Here is an 18,920-nt window from a genome sequence, read left to right as displayed (position 1 = left end):
CGCACAATTGCGGCTTCTCCATTGCTGTTATCTGCTGTATATTGCTGTTTTATGCTTTTTACGGCGGAATAAGCCCATGCACAAAGCGGCACGACAGCGCCATTTACTGGATTTGCTCAGCGAACGCGGGCAGGCGGCGGTGGCGGAATTGGCCGGCGCCATCGGCGTTTCGGTCGATACCGTGCGTCGCGATCTGGCCGATCTCGAGCGGCAAGGGTTGGCGCAGAAAAATCACGGCGGGGCGATCGCGCTCGAACCGTCCGGCATGCCACGTCAGGCGCGCGCGGCGCTGTTGCCGCAGATCAAGCAGCGGCTCGGCCGCGCGGTGGCTGCGCAGATCCCGCCCGGCAGCACCCTGATGCTGGATGCGGGCAGTACGCTGTTGGCGGTGGCGCAGGCGTTGCGCGGCCCGGCGACGGTGATCACCGCTTCGCTGGATATCGCGCAGTGCCTGAGCGACAGGCCGGAGATTAACCTGATCCTGCTTGGCGGCCAGTGGGATGTGCGTCAGCGGCTATTCGCCGGCAGCGCCACGCTGGCGTTGCTGGCGCGCTACCGCGCGGACATCGCCTTACTGGGCGCCTGTGCGGTGCATCCCCAGTTGGGACTGAGCGCCGGCGAAGAGGCCGATGCAGAGGTCAAACGCGCCATGTTGGCCAACAGCGGCGAGCGCTGGCTGGTGGCCGACCATATGAAACTGGACCGCTGCGAGCCGCATCACGTTGCGGATCTGGCGCAGATCCAACGTCTGTTTACCGATCGCCCGTGGGACAACCTGGACGAACAATCATTGATTGAACTTTGTGTCGTCGCCGACGACCGCTAGAGGAGAACACTGATGAACGATACTGCTCGACCGTTGCAGGTGGCGCTGATTGGCTACGGCTTTGTCGGCAAGGCGTTTCACGCGCCGCTGATTAACGCGGTGCCGGGGCTGGAACTGAGCGTGGTGGCTTCGCGCGATGCCGCCAAGGTGCATGCCGATCTGCCGCACGTGCAGGTGATCGCCGATCCGCTGGAGGCCATCCGCCGGCCGGAGGTGGATTTGGTGGTGATCGCATCGCCGAACGACACCCATGCGCCGCTGGCGCTGGCCGCAATGGAGGCGGGCAAGCACGTGGTGGTGGATAAGCCGTTTACGCTGGATTTGGCGCAGGCGCGTACGCTGATTGCGGCGGCGGAAAAACACGATCGCCTGCTGTCGGTATTCCAGAACCGCCGCTGGGACAGCGATTTCCTGGGCGTGAAGCAGGTGATCGAACAGGGGCTGATCGGCAAGGTGACGCACTTTGAGTCGCACATCGATCGTTACCGCCCAGAAGTGCGGGTGCGCTGGCGCGAGCAGAACCTGCCGGGCAGCGGGCTGTGGTTTGATCTGGGGCCACACATGGTCGATCAGGCGCTGCAGCTGTTCGGTTTACCGCACAGCGTGCAGGCCAACATCGCTACGCTGCGCCCCAACGCGCAGATTAACGACTGGGCCCACGTGGTGCTCAACTACCCGACGCACCGCGTGATCCTGCACGGCAGCATGCTGGTGGCGGGCGGCGTCTCACGCTTTACCGTGCACGGCGAGAAAGGCAGCGTGGTCAAAGCGCGCGCCGACGGGCAGGAGAGCCAACTGCTGGCTGGCGTGACGCCGGGCTCGGCGGAGTGGGGCAAAGACGACGATGCGATGAGCCTGTTTATCGGCACGGAGCCGGTGCGTACGCTGCCGACGCCGGATGGCGACCAGCGTCAATATTACGTCCAGGTGCGCGACGCGCTGCGCGGCGCCGGCAGCAATCCGGTTACCGCACCGCAGGCGCTGGCGGTAATGGCGGTGCTGGAGGCGGCCACCCTGGCGGCGGAAACCGGTGTGACTCAGCCGTTGCCGCTCACCGAGGCGGAAATCGCCGCCTGGTAACGGCTCGCGTCAGATAAGGCGTCAGGCGCATGGATACAGTGCACGCCGTGCGTCTTCCGCCATCCTACCTCCTGACATAGGCTAATCCTCAGTCTATGTCAGGAGTGCTTATCATGTTATCCCATCCTTCGCCGCAGGGCGTCCGCGGCATACTGGCCGCACTGTCTTTGAGCATGCTGCTGTCATCGCTCGGCATCAGCATCGCCAATGTCGGGCTGCCGGCGCTCGCCACCGCGTTCCATGCCTCGTTCCAAGCGGTGCAGTGGGTATTGCTCTGTTATTTGCTGGCCGTCACCACCTGCATCATCGGCATCGGCCGCTTGGGCGACAGCCTCAATCGCCGCCGCCTGCTGCTGGCGGGCATCGCGCTGTTTACCGCCGCTTCGTTGGCTTGTGCGTTGGCTCCGCAGCTTTGGCTGCTGCTGGCGGCGCGCCTGGCGCAGGGGCTGGGGGGCGCAGTCATGATGTCAATTGCCATGGCGCTGGCGGGCGAGGCGCTGGGCACGGAAAAAATCGGCCGCGCGATGGGGCTGCTCGGCACTATGTCGGCCGTGGGCACCGCGCTGGGGCCGTCGTTGGGCGGCGCGCTGATCGTCGGTTTCGGCTGGCGGGCGATGTTCCTGATCAACCTGCCGCTGGGGCTGCTGGCGCTGTGGCTCGCCTGGCGATACTTGCCGAATGGGCCGCGCGCGGCAGCGCCCCCGGAACCGTTCGATCGCGCCGGTACGCTGCTGCTGGGCGGCGCATTGCTCTGCTATTCACTGGCGATGACCCTTGGGCGCGGCAATTTTGGTGCGCTCAACCTGGCGTTGATGCTGGGGGCGCTGTTGGCGGGGGCGCTGTTCATCGGTGTGGAACGCCGCGCCGTATCGCCGCTGTTGGCGCCGACGCTGTTCCGCCATCCGGCCCTGACGGCGGGGCTGGCGGCCAGCGCGCTGGTGATGACGGTGATGACCGCCACGCTGGTGGTCGGGCCGTTCTATCTGTCACGCGCGCTGGGGTTAAGCGCTGCGCAGGTCGGGCTGGTGATGTCGGCGGGGCCGGCGGTGGCGATCCTGACCGGCATACCGGCCGGTTATCTGGTGGATCGTTTTGGCTCGCAGCGCATCGCCCAGTTTGGGCTGGCGGCGGTGGCCGCCGGGGCGGCATTGCTGTCGTTGCTTAACCGCTGGGGCGTGCTCGGCTATATCGCCCCCATCGCGCTGCTGACCGCCGGCTATGCACTGTTTCAGGTGGCCAACAACACCATGCTGATGAAGGATCTGTTTCCTGAACGGCGCGGGCTGATCGCCGGCATGGTGAACCTGGCGCGCAATCTCGGGGCGATCACCGGCGCTTCGGCGATGGGGGCGCTGTTTTATCTGGCTTCGCAGCAGGTGGCGGGTACTGCGGCGGCGGCCGCGGTTGACGGCATGCGGGTGACTTACGGCGTGGCGGCGCTGTTGGCGCTGGCGGCGTTGCTCATCGCCTTCGGCGGCCGCCGACGGATGCTGCGTTACGATGCGCGCTGAACCGCGTAGCGTTCTTGCACGAAACCATTGTCCGACTGGGTGACGGCGAGCAGGCGCAGGCGTTGCTCCGGGCCATCGGCGCCGAACAAGGGAATGCCGCCACCCAGCAGCAGCGGCACGCGGGTAATCGTCAGTTCGTCGATCAATCCGGCCTGCAAGAAACGCTGTACGGTCTGGCCGCCGTCGATATACAGGTGACCGCAGCCTTGCTCGGCCAACTGCGCCACGATGGCCGCCGGTTCGCCATTCATCCAGCGAACGTGGCCTGTCTCGTGCGGCGAGGGCGGCTGCGTCGACAGCACCACCACCGGCAGGTCACCATAGGGCCATTCGGGAAAGGCGCGGACTTTTTCATAGGTATGGCGCCCCATTACCAGTGCGTCGATGTCGGCGATAAATGCCTCATAACTCAGGCCGTTTAGCAACGAAACCGCGTACTCGGGGCGCAGCAGCCAGTCGATGTCGCCGTCCGCGCCGGCGATGAATCCGTCTACGCTGGTGGCGATATAAACCGAACATTTCATCAGGCGAGATCTCCCCGATACACCACATGGACCTTGTTGCCGTCGGGGTCGCGCAGGTAAGCGCCGTAATAGCCCTTGCCGTAATGCGCGCGTTCGCCGGGCTCGCCTTCACTGCTGCCGCCCGCCAGCAGGCCAGCAGCGTAGGCGCGTTTAACCTCCAGCTCATCGGCGGCGAGAAAGGCCAGCATGCTGCCGTTGCCAGCGCTGGCTGGCTGCCTGTCGAAGGGTTGGTAAGCATAGAAACGCGGCAGCGTTTGGCCCGGCTTCACCCAGCAGCGGGCAGCGGGACCGCCGTCCGGCGTCACTTCCCGCCGCTGTAATCCCAGCGGCAACAGAATGGCGTCGTAGAAGGCGGCGGCGGCGTCCAGATCGCTGACGCCGACGGTAATATGGCTGAACATGGCGCTTCCTTTCCGAAGAGAGAGTATGAACGCAAACAGTAGCAGCGATATTGCAGAATGGACAGACCGTAACGGAGGATTCGGATTAGGGACGCGCGCAGGAGCAACGCGCGCTTCACAGTAGGCGGAACAGGCAGCCGCTCAATTGCTTTCGACGCGTGGATTGGCGTGAGTCGGCTGGCTGGGATAGTCAACCTGATGCTTGTGCAGATAATCGCGGATCAGCTGGCGTACCACCTGGGAAGGGGTGACGTCCTGCTGTAGGCACAGTTCTTCCAGAGCTTTCTTCTTGTCCGGGTCAATCAGCACCGTTAGCCGCGCCGTTTTCTTTTCCATCAGGATCCTCCAGAGAATGATAACTGAATGATAATACCACGTGGGCGAAGCGGCCAGCCAGACCGCGTCGCCTCTCGTCTTTAGCGGAAATGCAGCCGCTCTATTTTGCGTGACAGGTAGCCGAGTTCGCAGTTGAACAGCTCGCCGCTGCCGGCGGCCAGGTTGCGCAGCGCGCTCAGCGGCAATGTCACCTGGGCCGGCGTGGCGTAAATGATCACGTTGCCGCTGGGGGCGACGCAAAACAATACGGTGCCGAATATCCGGTGCAGGCTGTGGTACAGCAGGCTGTTTTCGTCGGGCAGATCGTGGTAATTCAGCACCAGCCAGCCCCCGTCGTTCAGCCGCGCGGCGCAGTTTTCCAGGAATGTCTGGGTGCCTTGCTGCGGATCCATGGCGAACGCCGAATAGAGATCGGAGAAGATCAGATCGTAACGCGTCTCGGCGGGCGGGCGCACAAAGTCCATGGCGTCGGCGGTGCGCAGGCTGATGGTGTCGGTGGCCGGCAGCGTAAAATAGCGGCGTGCGACGGCGATCACCGCAGCGCGCAGCTCGACGACGTCGAGGCGCATCGCCGGATCGAGCGCGTGCAGCGCACGCAGCAAGCTGCCGCCGCCCAACCCCAAAATCAACGCCGAGGCCGGCGGCTGCCAGGCCACCGCCATCAGCATCGCTTTGATGTAGTTGTGGATCGGCTGCGCGGGGTTGCTGAGGCTCATCTTGCTCTGTTCGCAGATGCCGTCAAACCGCAGCGTGCGGTAGTCCTTGTGGTCGGAAACGATGATTTCGCCCCAGGCGTCGGTTTCGCGAGCGATCACCTGGCCGCGCGGAGAGAAATCAAGGGTTTTGAGTAAGCTGTCAACCAGAGACATGGTATTCGCAGGGCTCCTTCGGCAAGCGGCCTATTTACGGGCGCACATGAAATCGGCGGTGCAAATGCGCTGGCCATCGATGCTGGCGCGGCCGGTAAAGCGGGCGATCGCCCCGCGGCGGCGCACAAAGGCCACCTCCATCAGCACCTGGTCGCCGGGGCGGGCGGCGCGATAAAACCGCGCACGCTGAATGGCCGCAAAATAGTAATGCTCCCCCTCGTTTAGCGCCCCGAGATAGTAATGCGCCAGCAGTCCGGTGCTTTGCGCCAGCGCTTCCACCAACAGCACGCCGGGAAAACCGGCGAAGTGCGCGTGGCCGTTCCAGAACGTCGGCTCATTGGCGGTGATGTTCTTGATGGCGCTCAGCCTCCCTTCGGCAATGCAGGTGCCGGCGGGAAGCACGCGATCGACCAACAGGCAGGGATAACGATGAGGCAAAATCGCCTGAATATCGTTGAATTGCAGGGGGTGACCAGTCAATGGCATGAGAGAGCGTGATCCTGTCTGCGGCGAAACCGGTGCAAGGGCCGGCGTTCAGTCCATGATGAGTGTAATAACATTATAATAAAATTATCATCAGATGTGCCAGATGAAAAAAACGACGGCGGGGAAACAGGCGAAGAAGGGCGCGTGAGGGAGGCACCCGATCATGACGACCGGGTGTGGCAGTACGTTTTAGTGCTTGGAGCGGGTCACTTTATCCAGGTAGCCCATCACGAAGGCGGACAGCACAAAGGTAAGGTGGATGATCACATACCACATCAGCTTGTTGTCCGGCACGTTCTTGGCGTCCATAAACACCCGCAGCAGGTGAATGGAGGAAATGGCGACGATAGACGCGGCGACTTTGTTTTTCAGCGAGGTGGCGTCCATTTTGCCCAGCCAGCTCAGTTTTTCTTTCCCTTCGGTGATATCCAGCTGCGAGACGAAGTTTTCATACCCGGAGAACATCACCATCACCAACAACCCGCCCACCAGCGCCATATCGACCAGCGACAGCAGGGTCAGGATCAGATCGGCTTCCGCGACAGAAAAAATGTTGGGCAGGACGTGCAGGATCTCCTGAAAAAATTTGATCGACAGGGCGACCAGGGCCAGTGAAAGGCCGAAATAAACCGGTGCGAGCAACCAGCGGGAGGCGTACATCGCGTTTTCTAGCAAGCGTTCCATCATAAAATTGTTTTAAATGCGTGGCAAAAAGGGCGCTCAGTATAGCGCAGGTGGCCCGGGCGAAATCAACCGGTTGCGTTATCCGAGCGCCTATCACGGCGCGGATCAGGCTGTTGCACGCAAAGAGTGGCGCGTCATGCGGATCAGCAAAGCAACACCCGCCGCGGCCGTCGTCAGCGCCACTACGCCCGGCCATCCCAGGTGTTCCAGTACGCGGCTGCCCAGTGCGGCGCCGGTGGCCATGCCGATGAATACCAGCGTGAACAGAATGGCGTTAAGGCGGCTGCGGGCAGCCGGATCGAGGCCGTAAATAATGGTCTGGTGCGCGATCAGCGTGGCCTGAATGCCGAGATCAAACCCGATGGCGCTCAGCGCGATCAGCCCCCATTGCGCCGATTGCGGTAGCAACGGCAGTAAAAACATCAGGGCGAAAGAAACCGTTACCAGCGCAGCGCCGATTTTAGTGACGGCGTCTGGGCCGTGTCGGTCAGCCAGACTGCCCGCCAACGGTGCCGCCAGTGCACCCGCTGCGCCGGCCAGGCCGAACGCGCCGGCGACTGCGCTGCCCAGCTGATAGCGATCGGCCAGCATCACCGCGAGCGTGGACCAGAAGGCGCTGAAGGCGACGGACAAAAAGGCCTGAGACAACGCCGCGCGCCGCAATTCAGGGTAGGTAGCCCAAAGCCGGCTCATCGAACGCAGCAAGGCGGGATAACTCAGCGTGCTGTGTGGCTGAAAGCGCGGCAAAGCTCGCCCTATCACCAGCGTGATCGGTAAAACAGCCAGCGCGGCTAACGCATAAACACTGCGCCAGCCGAAATAATCGGCGACCAGCCCGCTGAACACGCGCGACAGCAAAATACCGGCCAGCAACCCGGTCATCACGGTGCCGACGATTTTACCGCGTCGGGCATCAGGAGCCAGAGCCGCGGCGGCGGGGATGATGTCCTGCGCGACGGTGGCGGCCAGGCCGAGCGTCAGGCTGCTGAGCAACAGCAGCGAAAAAGAGGAAACCAGGCTGCACAACAGCAGCATCATGGCCAGCAGCACGCCCTTCACCAGAATGATCCCGCGGCGATCGTGGCGATCGCCCAGCGGCGCCAGTAACAGAATACCCAAGGCATACCCCAATTGGGTCAGGGTCGGCACGAATCCGGTATCGCCAACGCCGACATGGAAGTCGGCACCCATGACGCTCAACATCGGCTGACTGTAGTAAATAGAGGCGACGCTAAGGCCGGCGCCGGTGGCCAACAGGAAAACGGTTTTGGCGGAAAGCGCACCGCCGGTGGGTGAGAGGCTCATTCGATAATTCCTGACAAGGTGGATGTGCGGCTATTTTTGTCGTGAATGTTATCGGCGGGTAGACCCGATATGGGTAGAACTGTTATACGTAACACGTATGAATAAAATTAATTTACCCAACGGCGACCGTATAATCCTGCTGCAAACCCTGGTGCGTATTGTCGAGAGCGGGAGCCTGTCGGCGGCGGCGCAGCAGCTGGGCACCTCGCAGCCGACCATCAGCCGACGTCTGCGGGCGTTGGAACAGCTGTTGGGCACCAGGTTGATCCAACGGACGACGCATGCGCTCCATCTTACCGATGACGGCGAACGCTGCTATCAGCAAGCGCGCGGCTTGCTCGCGCAATGGCAAAGCCTGGAAGATGCGCTGCGCGGCGCGCGCGACGAACCGGTTGGCGCACTGCGCGTGCGCGCTCCGCACGCCTTTGGGCAGGATCAGCTGATCGGGCCGCTCGGGGAGTATTTGCGGCGCTATCCCCAAACCAGCGTGGAGTGGACGCTGAACGACCACTCTCCCGATTTCATTTCCGAAGGCGTAGACTGCGCCATTCACGTTGGCGCGGTGACCGATCCTTCGGTGGTGGCGGTGCTGTTGGCGGAAGTGCCGCGCAGTACGGTGGCGTCACCCGCACTGTTGACTGAACGACCGGCGATCGTCGATCTCGACGATTTGGCATCATTGCCGTGGCTGGCGGTAAACAGTTTTTATCGCAATGAGGTCGTCCTGACCCACGCGACCAGCGGCGAGCAGCGGCGTTTCGGCATCGCACCCAGGTTGAGCACCGACAGCCTTTATGCGGCGCGTAAAGCGGCGCTGGAAGGGCTGGGCGTAGCGATCGTGTCGTCTTGGGTGGTGAAAGAAGAGTTGGCGCAAGGATCTCTGCAGACGCTGTTGCCCCTGTGGCGAGCCGAGCCACTGCCTATCTACCTGCTGTATCCTTACGCCAGCTATTATCCCGCGCGTTTACGCAAATTCATGGAAATGATGAAAGAAACGATGCCGCGCATTATCGGCGCGCAGCCGCCGACGGGGCGCTGACGGCCTTCAGTGCCTGGCTTTTTTACCGTCGCTGTGGCCGAGAGAGCGATCGGGGAAGCTGTGATCGCGCAGCCGCTGCTTTAACTGCGCCGCATCGGGGAAGCCGCCGTCAATCTTGCGATCCCAAATCATCACGCCATCGACGCTGATTTGATAGACCCCGCCGGTGCCCGGCATCAGGGTGACGGAGGCGAGATCGTCACCAAAGGTGTTTAGCAGCTCTTGCGCCATCCAGCCGGCGCGCAGCAGCCAGTTGCATTGCGAACAGTAGTGGATCGTCACTGCGGGGGCATTTTTCATCGTTGGCGGATCGAGTAGGAAGCGGTGCTTGCATCATCAGCTGCCGCACCGCCGTTGTCAATTTTCCTAACGGTAGGGGCCGAGGCTCGCGGCAGGGGCGCTGTCGGCGATGAATTCGCCGGTGGCCGAGTTGCCGAAGACGGTGCTCTCTGTCGGCGCCTTTGCGCCGCCGAACAGCCATTTTACGGAGCCGGCGCCGTGTGAAGAGGCCGCCCAGCCTTGCAGCGGCAGCGTTTGGCTGACGCCGATCTCCCCTACGGCGTGCCAGATCAGGCCGTCGATTGAATAACTGCCTTGTGCCTGGTGGCCATCGCCCCGAACCGTCAGCTTCAGCCATATCGGCGTATTGCTGCTGACGACGGGCTTGCCGTTGACGCCATTTGGCAGACGGGCATCGATTTTTTCCGTACCGGCGCCGTTATCCCGCCGGTACTGCATGCGGATTTCGTGAGCAGCGGTTTGAAATATTGCGATATAGGCGGCGTCATCGGCGGTCGTGGCCCGCGCCATCACTCCGCCTTTGATAAAGCCGTCGGTATGTGACTGCGGGTTGGCGACGAAGGCGCTGAGCGTGCGTTCGGCACCGATAGTGGCACGATCGAAACGAAAATAGCCGCTGTCGCGTTTATTCCAGATATCGCCGGAGTCGACCTTGATGGCGCAGAGTGCACCGGATTCGGTCAGATCCGGCGGTAGCGTGACGTCGATGCCGGTAAACGGATAGCCGGTCATCGGCAGATCGGTGCGCGCCCACCCGTCCCAATCGGCGTTAACCTTGTTGGTGGCCAGATGGTGCGCGCGACTGTTCCAGCCGGTAGCCCAACTGTTTGCGTCGTTCAGGCCGTAGGCGCGGCCGACAAAGCCGGCGGTAAACACCGCGTTCGCCAGGGCGGTGTGGGCGGCCGAGAGGTTGAACATCACGGCGCAGGCGTGTTGGTCGATTTGTTGCGCCTGGGTGATTTCCGGCGTGACGAACGCCAGCCGTTGATTGGCGGTGGCGCCGTTTTGCACATACTGATTGAGCACCGAATTCGGCGAGGCGAGATCGCCGGTGGTGCAGCCAACAATGAACTTGCCGCGCAGGGTGTCGAGCGACGGCCACCCATAGGCGGCGATCGCTGCTTGCAGATCGGTGCAGTCGCCGATCAGATCGGGTGGTCCCCAAATGTGTTCGCGCCCCAGGCGCTCGGCCAACAAACGATCGAGCGATTCGGGTGTTTGATCTCGGGCGGCGTTGAAGTCGTCTTTCAAATCCAGCCACAGGGTGACGACTTCGTGCTGCGGCACCGCGCGATGAAACGCCAACAACGCGTCCAGTGCATCCGCCAAGGTGTTGACTGAGCTGACCTGATCGATGACCGCCAGATGATAAACGTACCAGTTGCCGTTTAACTGCGGCCAACCGGCGGCGTTATTACTGTTGTGGATATCGATCTCAAGGGAACGGATGCGCCAGTACAGCGCCTGAGCCGGGTAGCTTTCCGTGCGTTGATACGAGTTGTGGGTGCTCTTTTGCCGCACCTGATGGTAGCGAATCGTTGCATCATTCATGACGTTGCCTCTCATCAAGACGCAGGGACGGGACGCGCAGTCCCGCACCCTGCGTGGGTTATGCTTTGCCGTTGCTCCAGCCGGCGGGATCCAATACCAGCGCCGTTTGCAGCCCGATGCTGCCGGTCATCGCCGGGCTGTAGGCCTGTTGTCCATAGAAGGCCGTCGGCGGGGTTCCTGTCGCCGTGCCACCGCCGCTCGGCAGCAGCGGCGAGACGGCCTGCTTGGCCACCGCACCGCCGAGGCTGCTGAAAGTTGGCAGGCTGAATTTCCCCAGGACGAAACTTTGCATTCCCCCGACCAGTGGCAGGTTGTAGTTGGGGATGCGGCTGACGAAGGCTGGCAACGGCACGATGCCCAGGCTACCGAAAGCGTTGTAGGCGTTGCTGACCTGGGTGAGCGAGGTCGGGCTGAAGGCCCAGCCGTTGCCGCCGGTCAGCTCGGCGAAACGCGCAGCCTGCTGGAAGGCGGCCGCACCGCCAACCCCTGCGGCGCCGCCACTGATCGCGCCGCCGACGGCACCGGTAACGGCGCCTTTCAGCAGCGACTGTTGCCAACTGCCGCTGTTGGCGACGCCAAAGGCGTCGTTGATGAAGAATTGGCTCACTCCCTGCGCCGCACCTACTGCCGCGCCTACGGTGGCTCCGACCCCTGCGCCGGCCGCCAGGCCCGCCGCAATGCCGCCGGCGGTGGTGGAAGCTGCCGCCGCCGCTGCCGACCCTGCGGCAAAGGCGCCGACTCCGCCGGCGGCGGACAGAGCCCCGGCGAGGGCTCCTATCCCTGCGCCGGCGAATACATAACCGGCTAGCGCGCCACCGCGCAATCCGGACTGATAGCCGCTGTACAGGGCGACCCCGCCGCCCAGCACGGCGCCGACGGCGGCCCCGATCAGCAAGATGATAATGATTGGGGCGATCTCACCGGAAGGGTCGGTCTGATTAACCGGGTTGTTGCCGCAGTAGACGTAAGGGCCGCCATACTGGAATCTAGGATCGCAGGAGTAAAAGCGCCCCAATTGCGGATCGTAGAAGCGCGCCCGATAGTTATAGAGTCCCAAATCTTCGTCCAACTCCTGGCCGGTGTAGCGATAGCGCAGTAACGAGGACGTGCCGACGCCAGTCGGCAACGATTGGCCGAAGGGCATGTAGTCGAGCAATGCGTTGACCTGACCGTTTTCCGCCACTACGGCACGGATCGAACCTTGCTGATCCTTCAGCACGTACTGGGCCTCACCACCGTCGATGAGCAGCAGCAATCCGCCGACGCCATAGAGATATTGCGTCGTACGAGCGCCGAACTCCATCAGCGGCGCGTCGCTCAGGCCGTGTACGTAAGCGAGTTTGCTGCCGTCGGCGAACCGCTTTTGCACCCGCTGATTGATGCCGTTGTAGCACAGCGCAAGCTGGCGGCCGTCATCCAGTGCGATCGTTAACGGAAGATTATTCAGTGGGTTGTAATCGATACGCTGAATACCGCGACTGGCGGAGAGCGTGACGTTACCGACGACGTCATACTCGTAACGCTGCGCGACCGCGTCATTGGCGAGCACGGCGGCGACTTTGCCGCTGTTCGGCTGATACTCGTAGCTGAAGAGGGTGTCTCCCTGTTGCAGCCGGAGGATGTTGCCGCCGGCGTCGAAGGTCAGCGGCGCGCCGACGCCGAGGCTGTAGGCGGAATTGACGCTGTGCTCGGCGACCGTCAATTGGCCGCGCGGATCGTAGCGATAGCGATAAGCGAAGCTGTTTTCGGGCCTGACCGCATTGTCGTGCACTACGCCGGCGATATTGCCGTTGAAGTAACCGGCGCCCTCGTAGCCGCCGTCGGTGTAGCTGAAGCGTTGTTTCAACAGCGGTGCGCCGTCGGCATAGTGGTTGTTGATTTCATTCAACCAGCCGGGAGAGTTATAACTCATGGTGCGCCGCAGCGCCCGCCCCCCCTGTGAATTCAGCTGCTCTTCAGCCAGGCTGCCGTCGGCATGGTAACGGTAGCGAACGAACTTCTCCGGATCGTCCGGCGTGCCGATGGCGGCGGTTTGTCCCATGTCGTTATAGCGATAGGCCACGCTGGCGAGCGGCGCGCCGGCGGGATAATCGATGCGGATGACGTTGCCGAGGTTGTCGTAGGCATAGCCCGTGATGTAATCGCCAGCGTCCGGCAGACGCAGTTGCGACAGGGTCGCATTGCCTCCCGTATCGTAGCCATAGCAGTTTTCGACGCAGAGTCCGTCAGCGGCGCGACGGTACATTTTCCACAGGCGGCCGCGCAGAGTCGGCTCGTCGCCTTCGCCGTCATAGACGTTTTGCGTTTGCCAGTCATCATGGTGCGGGTAGTGCGGATCGTTATCGGCGATCGCCTGCAGCGCCGAACCGTCACCCCAGGCTTGCGCCACTTCGCCATCCTCACTCAGGCGCCCCAGAACGTCATATTTTTTATACAACACGCGGTCTTTCGCGCGGCTCAGCGGCGTTGAGCTGAAACGCAGACGTCCGGCAGGATCGTAGATATACGTCGTTTCTCCGGCATCCGGCGTGACGCGTGCAGCGAGCTGACACAGGAAGTTGTAGCGATTGTGGCTGATGAAGGCGTCATCCGCCGGGGAAGACGACGGGTGGCGAACCTGCACGATATTGCCCGCCGCGTCGAAGATCTGTTGGACAGCGTCGCGAACAACGCCGCCGGCCTCGGTCTGCTTGCTCAGCGTCTGGCCACGGCGATCGTTGAGTGACAGCACGCCGGTGCCATCGGCATCGTACAGGGCGCTCACCCGCAATTCTCCAGGGCGACAGGCGATACCTGCCACCTGCGTGTGATCGCTGACGGCGTAAATGAATCGTGTAATATGCGGGTTGTCGCCGGTAATGGCGAAGGTTTTGCCTGGCATGCCTTTGGCCACCGGGCGTTTCAGCGAGGAAGCCTCATAACGGGTGCCGCTATAGGGGTAACCTTCGTCCTGCGGGTAATAATCACTCACTTCACCGGTCATCACGCCGTTTGCGGCGTCCAGTGTGCGGACAAAGGCCGCCCGGTAGCCGAACAACGTGCGTTCAAAGGCGGCGATCTTGGTTTCGGCAACCGTATTGCCCAGCGCGTCGTACAGCGTTTCACGCACCAGGCATCGTCCTTCGTTCAGCACCTGATGCTGCGTTTCCTGCCGGTTGGCGTTTTTATACGTGATGGCCAGCTGTGGCGAGCGGAAGGTAACCGCATTGGCAAAATAGATTTCCCCCTGTGCCTGCAGGCTGAATTCACCGTCGATCCTCGCATCGGTCTGAAGGGCGAAAACCTGACGACCGTCGGCATATAACAGAACGGCATCGTCGCCCGGTACCAGCAGCACCGAGGTGGGCAGGCAGCCGTTGGTCGCGTCGTCAGTGTAGGTGTTGCCCGCCAGCGTCAGCCGCCATCCCGCAATGGCGTCCCACTGGGCGCTCAGACTGTCGCCGATCGTCAGGCCGAAGGCGAGGTTCTGCGTCGCCGGCGACGAAAGGGTGAAGCCCACCGCGTAGCGGCCGGCGGTGGCCAACCAACGCAGGCGGTTGAGCGTCGTACCGCAATGCAGTAGCCGGCCCTGGCTGAGACGCCAGGCGCTGTCGTCGTCGCGCCGCCAGCGCGTCCAGGTTTGTTCGCCCTGCGTGAAGGTTTCGTATTGCCCGCCGTCGGCGGCCAGAATTTCGCAGCTGCTGGCGGGATCGTGCTGCGGGTAGATGAATGGCAGCGTATCGTGCCAACTGCGTGGCGCATAGTTCACCACGCCTTTCTTGCTTTCGCCTTGTGGCCCGGTCTCAACGAACTTTTGCCGCAGCGGATCGTAGCCGCAGCGCAGGACATCGGCGTTGTTACCCATAACGGCGATCTCATCCAGATACAGCGGATCGTAGCAGCGGGCCTCCATCTTGCTGGCCAACGGCGTGACGCTGACGGTGTTGAACAGCACATAGCCGACCGTTTTTTGGTTGTCGAAGGCGAGCGCGAGCGGACGCTCCGGATCGCCGTTATAGGGGATGACGCTTTGCCAGTAAACCCAAGCGCCTTCTGCCGTGGGGACGATCGGCGTGGTGTGCGGCGCGGCGTTGCCACTACGGCTGATCAAGTTTGCCGCACCGGGTGCCGCGTTGAAACCGGGCGAGGTTTTGATCCAGGCGGAGACAACGACCGGCTGCGTTTGCCGCAGCGGCGCCGTTCGGGTCAGTGTCGCACCGACGCCGAGTTTGAGGCTGCGGCTGCCGACATAGGCGTCGTCGTCGACGATCGCCGTATCGCCGTCGAGCCGCCAGGGATCGGTGCTGTGTTGATAGGGTTCGAAACCGATGAAATCGCACTCATCCGCCGCGCCGCTGACGAACGCCGCCACCGGCAGGATCTGGTTGTTGTCCCACAGCGTGCTTTCGACCTGGCTTTCGCTGTTTTTCTGGGAGAGGATCGCACCATAGAATGTTCTGGCCAGTATTGTGCCTACCGGCAACCACGCGTCACCCGGATCGCTTGCCAGCGCCGGCGGGCTGGGGGGCTGGGCGCCAATCGCGGCTTGCAGCACATAGGCTTGCGTGGCGGCCCACACTGTCGGCGCAGCTTCATCGGCAAGCGGCTGTTGCCGTTGCAGAGCGCCGTAGCGTTGCAGACTGCCGGCGTAGATTGGCAGCGCCTCTCCCAGCGCCGCGCTCCCCGCTGCGTCGAATTGGCTGAAGGGCGCGTCGATCGCATTTTTCAGTAAGAACCAGGGATAGGCTTCGAACGCATAGCCGTAGAGTTTGGCAACGCCCTGCGTTTCTCCGGTGGCGGTCACATTGTCAAAGCGCTCGCGGATCAATTTGCCGAAGCGTGAGTCATAGCGATAATCGGTACGTATCGCTAGGCCATCATTAAGGCTGTTGTCGGCGATGCAGCGTGTATAACCGCCGAACAGCGGTCGCTCGACGCCGTCGATCGCTACGGAGGTGAAGGCCATCAGGTTTTTTTGTTCGTGAACCAACAGATTGCCGTCGGCGTCAAACACCTTTTGCTCGATCAATTGGCCGTCCAACAGCCCGGATGACGCTTGATCTGCAGCGCGAACTCGCTCGCCGACCTGCGGATCCTGGCGCGTCAGGCCATTGAAGTAATAGTTCTCGCGATAGCCGAAGCGCGGCGCGGACATGCTCTCGCTGCCGGGATAGCTGGCACTCTTGTAGTACTTGAAGACCGCGCCGGTAGGGTCGCAGGTCGCTGTCGCAATGTCGAACACGTAGCAGGTGGTGCTGACGGCGTAGCCGTCATCGATGCTGACCGTGTCGACGCAGTAATCCACCAGTGCGCCTTGCAGCGTGTTGTCGAGGTAGCGATTCAGCGTCAGGCTTTCCGCATTATCGAAGTCTTTGTTCAGCGGTAGATAGGTAACGAACGCGGACAGGCCGGCGGGATATTGGCCGTTGATATTGGGTTTGACCATGCCGGAGACGCCAATCTGCGTGAAATAACGTTGCGTGAGCGTGTCATCGCCGGCGAAGGCCTGATTGCGGAAGGTTTTCACGGTGGTGTTTTTGGCTGCCGTGCCGTCCAGGTTCAGATAAGAGATAAAGCGCGGTCCCTGATTGATCATGGTGGTGCTGTCTATCGCGTAGGGCACTTCGGCATATCCGGCTGCCGCGTCCAACCAATTGCACCAGGAACCGCGGTGATAGACGCGGTTGCCCATGGTGGCGATATCCGCGCCTGCCGTCGGGAAGTAGTGTCTTTTTCTTTCCGAAGTCGGATCGTCACGGGTATAGAGATCGCGCGCCGCATCGTTCCAGGCGGTGATTTGCCGGTTGGGATCGTAGGCTACCATGCGCGCCTGAGCCGCGAATTCGCGGTTGCTGACGGCGATTGCGTAATCGGCGCCGTAGGCGAACCAGTTGATGTCCTGATCGCTGCAGGTACTGCGTAACAGCAGGCTGTCGTTACGCAGCCAGTCTGCGCCGTTATAGCGCAGCAGATAGGGGCCGGACGCAATCATGGCGTTGTTGACGAATTTTGCCAGGAACGGAATGGTGAGGGTTTGCGACGGCGCGCTTTTCGGCAGGCGGCAGGGAAAGTCAGTGCTGGTCATGGCGCCGAATGCCGCGTCCCATCCGATGACCTTGACGGTGTAATCAACGCTGAGCGAAACCTCCTGCGTGATGTAGGTCAGCGCGATAAACGAGGCGCCGGCGGCAAAACCGAAACGGGTGGCCGACGCATCGCCGCCGAGGGTGAACACCAGCGGGAGTGAGGCGCCGTTTCGCCATTGTTCTTGGCTATCCTGATAATAAAGCGCCAGCCGATTACGGTGTTCGCCGCCGGTGAGGGGGGCATAATCCAGGACGGCGTAATAGCCGTTGGCCGCCGCGATGTAGGGGCGGGCGGTGGCGTTGAGATCGCCCGACCTATCGGCGATCGCCCACCGTTTGGTGAAATTATCCCAGGTGTAGCGCAGCAGCGTCCGTTGATCCTTGTCGCAGACCACAAAAAAGTTGTCGCCGGCGGCCAGCTGCAGTTGGGTGGTGTTGGCGGCGATTGGCGCGCTGTCGAACCACTCGCCCCATTTGCGGTTATCCTTGTGATAGACATGCGCATAGGATTTGCCGCTCTGCGGGGTGGCATAGGTCAGGCAGGCGAAATCACCGGCAGTGACGACGTTGACACTGTTGATGTCGAAAGCGGCCTTGATCGTTTGCTGCTCGGGAGCCCAGCATTGCCAGCGCCCAAGCCAGGTGTAAAACGTGACGTGGATTTGGTCGCTCGACTCGTTAAGCCACAGGCAGACCGCGTAATCGCCGCCGAACCATACGCGCGGTTTGGCGCTGCGCGGCCAGGGACTGACGATCTGCCGCTGGCGATCGCACAGCGGCAGCGTTTGTTGCTTATACCGGTAGGCGATTTTCGCACCGTCCGGCGTGACGGCGCCACTGAGCGCGCCGGCATTGACCGTACCTGCCGGCCAGTAGCTGAACTGCATCTGCGGCAGCGCACAATTTTCCGCATAGCGCCGCTGGACGCCGGTGAGCGTGCGTTTGACGGTATCACCGTAAAGCGGATCGCTTTGCGGGTAACCGCTGAAATTACTCTGCGTGTCGTAGCTCAGCTGCACCGCATAGAGCAATGTGCCCTGCGAGTTTTTGACGACGATGTTGTCCAGATAGCGCGTTTCGTAGCGATCCTGATAGGCTGAAGCGGCGTTGCCGGGGGCCTTGCTGTAGGGGGTATCCCAATGCGGAGACAGGTATTCCCGTGGGCCTGCGGGCGACTGCGTGTCGTACCGCTTCTCCTGATAGCCAAAATCGACGGTGCGATCGAACATGTCGGTGATGCGCGTCAGGTAGCAGGCTTTGGTAAAACTTAAACCTCGTTCGCCAACCGGCTGTTCAACGGCCTCGTAACGGAAGGCGATCCGATCGCCCCACAGGCTTTCCACCTGCGCCAGATTCCAGATTGCCGCAAAGCGAGACTGCAAGGCATCGCCCTGGGGCGAGTGGGTCAAAGCGGATTGTCCCGACCAGTTGCCCCAGCGCACTTTCCATTGAATGCTCTGATCATCCTGCGCGTTGCCGCCGTAGAAGTAGCTGACCCCGTTGTCCTTGACCAGCTCCCAGCGTTCGAACTGCGGATAATACAGGACCTTGCTGAAATCATAGTGGAAGCACTCAAACGCTTCACCGCCGGAGAAGACGGCGAGTTCGGCGTCCTGGCGCAGCACGTTGAAGGTGCGCTGATAGACTGGGTCGATAATTTCCCATTGTCGATCGTCGAACCGCGTGACGACCTGAGCATGGCAACCTAACTGCAGGCCGGCGGCGATGAAAGCGGATTGGCTTTCGGTGTCCACTTTGCCGCTATTGAGCGCGGTGGTGGCGGCGATTGGTAATTTCGCTCTCAGCCAATCGTTGGGCGCGCGAATTAATTCTGATGAGGCGTTGTTGGTATAAATTCGATAAAGGTTGTCACCGGGTGTTGCATTATCCCGGTGATCGACTTCAATGCGTTCGAAAGGCAATTGCCAGCCTAATCCCATAAT

At 61.9% G+C, this 18,920-nt stretch carries 14 protein-coding genes; 4 read left to right on the top strand and 10 right to left on the bottom strand.

What is annotated here, in order from left to right:
* The first annotated feature begins 76 nt into the window (after nt 1-76).
* The 3 genes from BVU99_RS16255 to BVU99_RS16245 all read left to right on the top strand — a co-directional run bounded on the left by BVU99_RS16255 (nt 77) and on the right by BVU99_RS16245 (nt 3,417).
* The gene (locus tag BVU99_RS16255; RefSeq protein ID WP_025302798.1) at nt 77-826 is read left to right on the top strand and encodes a DeoR/GlpR family DNA-binding transcription regulator; all 750 of its coding nucleotides are present in this window, start codon (nt 77-79) and stop codon (nt 824-826) included.
* 12 nt (nt 827-838) lie between these two features.
* Entirely contained in the window at nt 839-1,906 is a 1,068-nt protein-coding gene (locus BVU99_RS16250; protein ID WP_099816833.1) for an oxidoreductase, read from the top strand.
* A gap of 113 nt (nt 1,907-2,019) precedes the next feature.
* Entirely contained in the window at nt 2,020-3,417 is a 1,398-nt protein-coding gene (locus BVU99_RS16245; protein ID WP_049204010.1) for an MFS transporter, read from the top strand.
* On the opposite strand, the gene BVU99_RS16240 is transcribed toward BVU99_RS16245, so the two are convergent.
* The 7 genes from BVU99_RS16240 to BVU99_RS16210 all read right to left on the bottom strand — a co-directional run bounded on the left by BVU99_RS16240 (nt 3,402) and on the right by BVU99_RS16210 (nt 8,022).
* Nucleotides 3,402-3,941: a dihydrofolate reductase family protein gene (locus BVU99_RS16240; protein ID WP_170311432.1), complete on the bottom strand. Its 540-nt coding sequence runs from the start codon at nt 3,939-3,941 to the stop codon at nt 3,402-3,404. The genes BVU99_RS16245 and BVU99_RS16240 overlap by 16 nt on opposite strands.
* Nucleotides 3,941-4,342 (bottom strand): VOC family protein, encoded by a 402-nt coding sequence (locus BVU99_RS16235; RefSeq protein ID WP_025302802.1) that lies wholly within the window; start codon nt 4,340-4,342, stop codon nt 3,941-3,943. Before BVU99_RS16235 ends, BVU99_RS16240 begins: the two co-directional genes overlap by 1 nt.
* 141 nt (nt 4,343-4,483) lie before the next feature.
* Entirely contained in the window at nt 4,484-4,678 is a 195-nt protein-coding gene (locus BVU99_RS16230) for a ribbon-helix-helix protein, CopG family (RefSeq protein WP_004928567.1), read from the bottom strand.
* A gap of 80 nt (nt 4,679-4,758) precedes the next feature.
* Nucleotides 4,759-5,547: a fused MFS/spermidine synthase gene (locus BVU99_RS16225; RefSeq protein ID WP_049204011.1), complete on the bottom strand. Its 789-nt coding sequence runs from the start codon at nt 5,545-5,547 to the stop codon at nt 4,759-4,761.
* Nucleotides 5,548-5,577: 30 nt separating this feature from the next.
* Entirely contained in the window at nt 5,578-6,033 is a 456-nt protein-coding gene (fabZ, locus tag BVU99_RS16220) for a 3-hydroxyacyl-ACP dehydratase FabZ (RefSeq protein WP_025302804.1), read from the bottom strand.
* 189 nt (nt 6,034-6,222) lie between these two features.
* Nucleotides 6,223-6,717 (bottom strand): TIGR00645 family protein, encoded by a 495-nt coding sequence (locus tag BVU99_RS16215; protein ID WP_025302805.1) that lies wholly within the window; start codon nt 6,715-6,717, stop codon nt 6,223-6,225.
* A gap of 105 nt (nt 6,718-6,822) precedes the next feature.
* Nucleotides 6,823-8,022 (bottom strand): MFS transporter, encoded by a 1,200-nt coding sequence (locus BVU99_RS16210; protein WP_099816834.1) that lies wholly within the window; start codon nt 8,020-8,022, stop codon nt 6,823-6,825.
* A gap of 97 nt (nt 8,023-8,119) precedes the next feature.
* Here BVU99_RS16210 and BVU99_RS16205 point away from each other — a divergent pair, with 97 nt between their 5' ends.
* On the top strand, nt 8,120-9,061 hold the full coding sequence (locus BVU99_RS16205) for a LysR family transcriptional regulator (RefSeq protein ID WP_025302807.1): 942 nt from the start codon (nt 8,120-8,122) through the stop codon (nt 9,059-9,061).
* A 6-nt stretch (nt 9,062-9,067) separates the two neighbouring features.
* Here the strand turns inward: BVU99_RS16205 and BVU99_RS16200 are convergent, their stop codons facing one another.
* The 3 genes from BVU99_RS16200 to BVU99_RS16190 all read right to left on the bottom strand — a co-directional run bounded on the left by BVU99_RS16200 (nt 9,068) and on the right by BVU99_RS16190 (nt 18,917).
* Nucleotides 9,068-9,361: a SelT/SelW/SelH family protein gene (locus BVU99_RS16200; protein ID WP_004928553.1), complete on the bottom strand. Its 294-nt coding sequence runs from the start codon at nt 9,359-9,361 to the stop codon at nt 9,068-9,070.
* A 66-nt stretch (nt 9,362-9,427) separates the two neighbouring features.
* A complete protein-coding gene (locus BVU99_RS16195; protein ID WP_099816835.1) occupies nt 9,428-10,912 on the bottom strand; it encodes a Ca2+-dependent phosphoinositide-specific phospholipase C in 1,485 nt (494 codons plus the stop codon).
* A gap of 58 nt (nt 10,913-10,970) precedes the next feature.
* Nucleotides 10,971-18,917 (bottom strand): RHS repeat-associated core domain-containing protein, encoded by a 7,947-nt coding sequence (locus BVU99_RS16190; RefSeq protein WP_168186786.1) that lies wholly within the window; start codon nt 18,915-18,917, stop codon nt 10,971-10,973.
* Nucleotides 18,918-18,920: the final 3 nt, after the last annotated feature.

The organism is Serratia sp. OLAL2 (assembly GCF_002752475.1).
In the GTDB taxonomy this organism is placed as follows: Bacteria; Pseudomonadota; Gammaproteobacteria; order Enterobacterales; family Enterobacteriaceae; genus Serratia; species Serratia bockelmannii.
This window is presented reverse-complemented; position numbering and strand designations above follow the sequence as displayed.